Raw genomic sequence first — 5,451 nt, 5'->3', positions numbered from 1 at the left:
TCATAGCTGTGGCAAGACTCCCCTCCCTTGCGCCCTTGGACAGCTGGCAGCAGCTTCCTAAGCTACTCCATTATGGATTGGTATAGCCGTTCGTGGTGCTCGTTGACTGCTTGTGTAGTGGTGTCTGGCAGCTGTTCATACAGCGTTCAAGAGCTGTTATCATGCTGTTTGAGAGCTTTGAGAGTCTCTATATACGTTTTAGCTGTTTGATTGACTGATTCACTATAGTTTCAATTGGTCTAGTCAACTGTACAAAGCTGTTCAATAGCTCCATACTACCTTGTATTGGACAGCTCTCCGATAAGCCTAAAGACTACTGGTAGAAAGCTTTAGGAGAGTGTTACTCCACACCTCTTGGGCATGCCTCTACAAGGCGTTGAGAGCCGTCTGAGAAGCCTCTTATTATACTATGGAATAAGACTAAGTAAGAGCTGTTTAAAAGGCTGTACGCTCATTTTAGAGAGCTGTTTGTGCTATTTTGGAAGCCGTTATAAGAGCATATGAAAAAACTGCTCCAATTAAAGGAGCAGCCGGAGGGAGGGAAACTTTTTTAAATTAGGCTACTATAAATCTCTGGATCATGCCGTTTAATAAGCACTGCTATGCTGGGAAGAATATCGGTTAAAGCTGCTCCACGATACTGTTCAAAACTCGCCACGGTTTCCTGCGGCTCATTTAGCAGCGATTCAATCGGTGAAGGATTGCCCTCCATAATACTTTGGTAAGCACTTGCTCCAATCTTTTGGCGAAGTCGAATTGCTTCTTCTGGCTTAAGGCTTAATACCTCTTCTCGAGTAATCTGATATTCAGGCTTAGTGATCTGCTCTTGTTTCTGCTCCATAGATTCCACCTGAGACTGATAAAACCTTGCTTGGAGTTCGGTTACTTCTGCTTGCTTGGCTTCTTTGTAGGCATTTAGTTGTTCAGTTAGATAAATGTGATATGAAGATCCCTTGTCCTTACCTTCCACGAAGTCCTGTACCTCGTATATTTCAGTATCAGTTTCAAATATCTTTCCATAGCGAGTTAATTGATCCTTGATTTGTTCTATCATTTGTTGGTAGTCCATTTAGATTACTTCCTTTCGGCTTGGGTTCTTAGGTTTTAGATTGATTAGATTTTCAAAGTAATCGGCTTGTTGTAGCTCTGTAGAGTTTGCTAAAAGAAAGCGTATTTTAGCATTTGTACTTAAGTTCTTTCCATAGATTTTCATTGTATTAAGGCGCTCTGTTATAGCGGCGTTTATAACAATAGTCAGCTTTATAGGCGGCTCTTTTGATTCGATTAATGGAGTCGGATCCTTCGGCTCTTTTAAGTAATCCTCCATAGGTTTGTTAGCAATGTTAGAAAAGATTGCTTCTATAGCGCTCTCCAATGTCGGGTAAAAGTGCTTATTTTTACCTTTAAATGCTTTTAAATATTCCACTTCTTGAGGCGTTAAAGAGAGGCGTAAAGTCTTAGTTAACCGTCTCCTAGAGCCGTCTTCTACTGCTTTATGGCTCTTCCAATCGCTTGGGAGGTGCTTCCAAAACTGATTATCATTAAACTGTTTCCATGCTTCACTTGGCTTCATACTAGGCTCCCTCCAATAGTTCGCATTGCTCTTTTAGGTAGCTTTCTAACTCATCGTATTCAGCTTTAGTAATCGGCATTCCAAACATATCTAAAGCGTATGGAGTGCTGTCAGAAGCTTTCTGAGGCTCTTTAGGCTCTTCTACTTGGACAGTTGGCTGTTTAACGACTTCTACAGCCTTCTGAGAGTCGTGTGAAGCTGCCTTTTCCTCTAACATGTCATGGATCAGCTGTTTAGCTCCGACCTTCTTGAAAGTTATCTGAATACTTGTAATGGCTTTGGAGCCTTTCTTGGAGATTTTACTCATCTTCATGTTAGTAAATAGCCCTGAGGCTTCCAGCTCCTCCATTGCAACGTCTAAGTAACGCTCAAAGAAACGTGAGTTAATTGTTTTCTCTGGTACAAAAAGAGCCTTCTTTAAGTTTTCAACTGTCATTTTGACCAGTCCAAATCCTTGGTACTGACTTAGCAGACAATACAAAGCCTTAGAAGCTTTCTTCTTAAGGTTTGTAAATTTCAATAAGTTAACTATGGTAAATTCACCTTTGCCGCCCTCGGCGGTATCTACTTTCAAATATTCGTTCACTACTTCCTTATTTAAGACAACTTCCATAATGCCGTTATCGGTGTCTGTAGCAAGCTTTGTAAATAGTGGAGCGGAGATAACCTTAGAACCATTTAGGAAGCTCCCAGAAGCCGTTACAAGGCTGTTTTGCACATTCCAAATAGTTCTCAAAGTCTCGTTTGCGCGCCCTTTTAGGCGTGTTACAGAAGCTTTTCCACCAATCTCTTCTAGGTTTAATTCCATTATCAAATCATTTTCCAGTGGTTCTGTAACCTTCCCAGTATTACGAGAGATTTTAGCTAGTAGTGCAAATAGTATATTCATTTCAGCCGCTGTTAGATTCTTCATAGCGTAATTATTGTTGAGCGCATTCGAGTAAAATAAAAATTCGTCTTCTTTCCATTTAGACATAGTGGAGTGCCTCCCTTTCCTTTTGTACCAGTTAAACCCTCTCTCGGTGCATGTTGTCCCAAGGGTATATCTCTTTGGTATTATAGGGAGGTAGGACTTGGATATTTATGGTATAGTTAATGGATTTTTTTGGTACATCTGTTGGATATTTATGGTATCACTGTTGGATTTTTTTGGTACAGTTGCCTTGGCTTTAATCGGCTGTACTCCAAGCGGCACAAGGCTTCTGGCGTTTTACTTAGTTTGCTATAAAGGTCTTATTATAAAGGTCTTATCTATAAAGGTCTTATCTATAAAGGTCTTATTATAAAGATATTAGGCTAGCTAAAGCTATCCTATTGCTTCGCAATAATTACTCCATAAGAATAATAGATATAGAAGAGATAAGAGATAACTCCATTACAAAAGATAGAAGGAGCCCCCCCCCTTTCCCTACTTATGGAGGCATTCCTTACAAGCTGTTTAAGGCATAGTAAAAAGCCTCTCTCCAATGAATGGAAAGAAGCTTTCTTGTTATATTTAAAAGTTAGTTTACATAACCGCTATTAAAAAAAGTAGTCCGTCTATCAAGGCTTTCAGCGCCTAGCCTTGTGAAGAAAAATTGGTCTAGTTCATGAAAGCTCATTCTAAAGCTTTTTCTCTCTTCCAAAACTTAGTGAAATTCAGCTGTTTTCATAAGCCTTATAATGGAGTTTATTGTTATTTAAGTAAGCATTCCATTACCTAACTATCCGAAATGCGCTTAGAATGCGCCTATGCCACACCACTTTAGCATATTCTATCAGTTTTGTGTTATGATTCCAATGATAAGCTATTACATAAGATATTATATACTGATATATAAATATGATTGGAGTGCTAAGGACTATGCATGATAATGTTTCTGAACAATTATTCGATAGCAATGAAGTAGCAAAGCGTTTAAAAATCTCTCCTGTAACCGTTAGAAAGTATTCAAATGATATGGAGAAACTAGCTAAAAAGCCTATCTATACAAGGTCTATAGAGAATCGTACTAAGAAGCTTTTTGTTGACAATGATATAAATGCTTTTCGATATGTAATGGAGAATAAAGCTAAACCTGATTTAAACTATGAAATGGCTCTAAGTCAAGCTTATATAAAGTTTTATACGGAAACTGCTATCTATTCTTCAAATGAAAATACAAGCATATCACTTCAAAATAAATTGCTAAGTGAGTATCAGTTGCTTATAAAACAGCAGAATGAAGTTATCGAAAAGCAATCGGATCAAATAGGAGAGCTTACTGAAAGACTTGATAAACTTATAGAGCTATTGGAAGAATCTAAGGAAGCTCCAAGTGTTATCGAAAACCCTGCTGCAAAGCCTTCCCTATGGAGTAGATTATTCAAACAATAATAGAGAGACACTATAATTTGTGTGTGACGGCTGTTTGTACACAAAATAAACCGAAATCGATTTGACCTGATTTCTTCACCTTGGTATAATGCATTTAGAGAAGCCCTTTAGTGCACTGCCGTTGCAATACGGCGGTCTTTCCAAGAGCTGCTCCATTAGATTCCAAGAGCCTATAAGAAGCCTTCGAAGAGCTGTTATAAAGGGTTTGATGACAACTATATAAACTATTAAAAAGCTCTAGGAAGATTTCCTAGGGCTTTATTTTGTATAGTCATGTAAAAGTACCGAGTCTCTTTTAGAAGTTGGATTAAAGCTAAAGATAAGCTTTACCACTGATATTCCACGACTTCCAGCAACCGATCGCTTAACCTTCTCACATGCTAGATCTGGAAAGATCTCTGATAACTCTGTGAGTGCTGGTGTGAGGATCGTCTTATTAATATCACTCATGCGGTAGCTCTTTGGAACGTCCAATAACCGTCTAAAGTCTTCGATAGACACCTCATAAAAGCCTGTTGACCTAAATTGTTTCAGCAGCCTGTACAAACCTTTGGAATAACTGCTCTTAAGGCTCACAAACTCCGCTAGTTCAAACCTTGTAAAGTTTGCTGTAAGTCCGTTAAGGATATAGAAGTACTTCTCTTTGATAGTTATGGAGATAGTTTCTTCTGCTGTATCTATCGTAAATTCATCGAATAGAGTGAAGTAAGTTGTTCGGCTTCCTTTCTCTTCTTTGAAAATCAATGCCAAGAGCTTCTCATAGGTGCTTCTTAGCTTAGATACGAAAGCTTCTTTGGAGGTTTTCTTAAACTGGCTTAAGGAGCGTATCTGGTGGAAGGTAAACTCCACCTCATTCTTCCCTTCGTCTCTCATTTTGGAGCAGATAGCAAAGAAGAGATCAAGCTCCACCTTGCCAAAGCCTCTGAAAGCAACGGAGTTCATATCATTGTGGTATTTGACAACTTCATTCATAAAAGCCCTCCAGTATCGTTTATTTAAGGCTATCATAACACTAAGGAGGAGAGTTGTATATACTCCCTCTTAAAGCAGACAAAACTCCTCCTTCTAACAGACAAAACTCCTCCCCAAAGCAGACGAAACTCCCCCCTAAAGCAGACAAAACTCCTCCTTCTAACAGACAAAACTCCTCCCTTAATAAGCTGTATTCCTTGGGAGAGTAAGTCTGAAAGCTTCCTAAAAGGTTTTAAAAGATATTAAAAAGATATATAAAAGGTTTTAAAAAGCGCCTCACGCTGTATACAGTAATGGCTGCGCCACCCCTGACTACGCTCGACAACTACTCTTCTGTTTGGAGTCCTCTTAGAAGCCGTTGACAGCCGTCTGAGGACGTTTAAGCAGTCTTTTGATATAAATATACACAGAACAGTCCAAAAGCTCTTAAAACGTATCTCAGAGCCTCAGAAGCCTATTAAGGAAATTCCAGAAAAATAAAATTGACTATGGCAAAAGCCTCACACGGGAATTTACAGAAGTTGTCAGAGGCTAACAGTTCGCGCGCCCC

The 5,451-nt window shown here is 39.1% G+C and carries 5 protein-coding genes; 1 reads left to right on the top strand and 4 read right to left on the bottom strand.

The window, feature by feature from the left end:
- Nucleotides 1–550: 550 nt before the first annotated feature.
- The 3 genes from IGJ05_RS16085 to IGJ05_RS16075 are packed head-to-tail and all read right to left on the bottom strand — an operon-like array spanning nucleotide 551 to nucleotide 2,549.
- On the bottom strand, nucleotides 551–1,069 hold the full coding sequence (locus IGJ05_RS16085; RefSeq protein WP_438725368.1) for a hypothetical protein: 519 nt from the start codon (nucleotides 1,067–1,069) through the stop codon (nucleotides 551–553).
- The gene (locus IGJ05_RS16080; RefSeq protein WP_438725367.1) at nucleotides 1,070–1,573 is read right to left on the bottom strand and encodes a hypothetical protein; all 504 of its coding nucleotides are present in this window, start codon (nucleotides 1,571–1,573) and stop codon (nucleotides 1,070–1,072) included.
- A gap of 1 nt (nucleotide 1,574) precedes the next feature.
- Nucleotides 1,575–2,549: a replication initiation protein gene (locus IGJ05_RS16075; protein WP_438725365.1), complete on the bottom strand. Its 975-nt coding sequence runs from the start codon at nucleotides 2,547–2,549 to the stop codon at nucleotides 1,575–1,577.
- Between the two features lie 867 nt (nucleotides 2,550–3,416).
- Here IGJ05_RS16075 and IGJ05_RS16070 point away from each other — a divergent pair.
- The gene (locus IGJ05_RS16070; protein ID WP_438725364.1) at nucleotides 3,417–3,929 is read left to right on the top strand and encodes a hypothetical protein; all 513 of its coding nucleotides are present in this window, start codon (nucleotides 3,417–3,419) and stop codon (nucleotides 3,927–3,929) included.
- A 258-nt stretch (nucleotides 3,930–4,187) separates the two neighbouring features.
- On the opposite strand, the gene IGJ05_RS16065 is transcribed toward IGJ05_RS16070, so the two are convergent.
- Nucleotides 4,188–4,901 carry a replication initiation protein gene (locus IGJ05_RS16065; protein ID WP_438725363.1) on the bottom strand — a complete coding sequence of 238 codons (714 nt, stop codon included), beginning with the start codon at nucleotides 4,899–4,901 and terminating at the stop codon, nucleotides 4,188–4,190.
- Nucleotides 4,902–5,451 lie beyond the last annotated feature (550 nt).

Origin of the sequence: Enterococcus sp. AZ167 (genome assembly GCF_051714025.1) — a bacterium.
Lineage (GTDB): Bacteria > Bacillota > Bacilli > Lactobacillales > Enterococcaceae > Enterococcus_D > Enterococcus_D casseliflavus.
Note: the sequence above shows the minus strand (reverse complement) of the source record. Positions and strands in the feature narration are given on the sequence as shown.

Excerpts from the sequence above, each read along its gene's own strand:
- IGJ05_RS16085 (WP_438725368.1), bottom strand. The coding sequence starts at position 1,069 with ATGGACTACCAACAAATGATAGAACAAATCAAGGATCAATTAACTCGC.
- IGJ05_RS16080 (WP_438725367.1), bottom strand. The coding sequence starts at position 1,573 with ATGAAGCCAAGTGAAGCATGGAAACAGTTTAATGATAATCAGTTTTGG.
- IGJ05_RS16075 (WP_438725365.1), bottom strand. The coding sequence starts at position 2,549 with ATGTCTAAATGGAAAGAAGACGAATTTTTATTTTACTCGAATGCGCTC.
- IGJ05_RS16070 (WP_438725364.1), top strand. The coding sequence starts at position 3,417 with ATGCATGATAATGTTTCTGAACAATTATTCGATAGCAATGAAGTAGCA.
- IGJ05_RS16065 (WP_438725363.1), bottom strand. The coding sequence starts at position 4,901 with ATGAATGAAGTTGTCAAATACCACAATGATATGAACTCCGTTGCTTTC.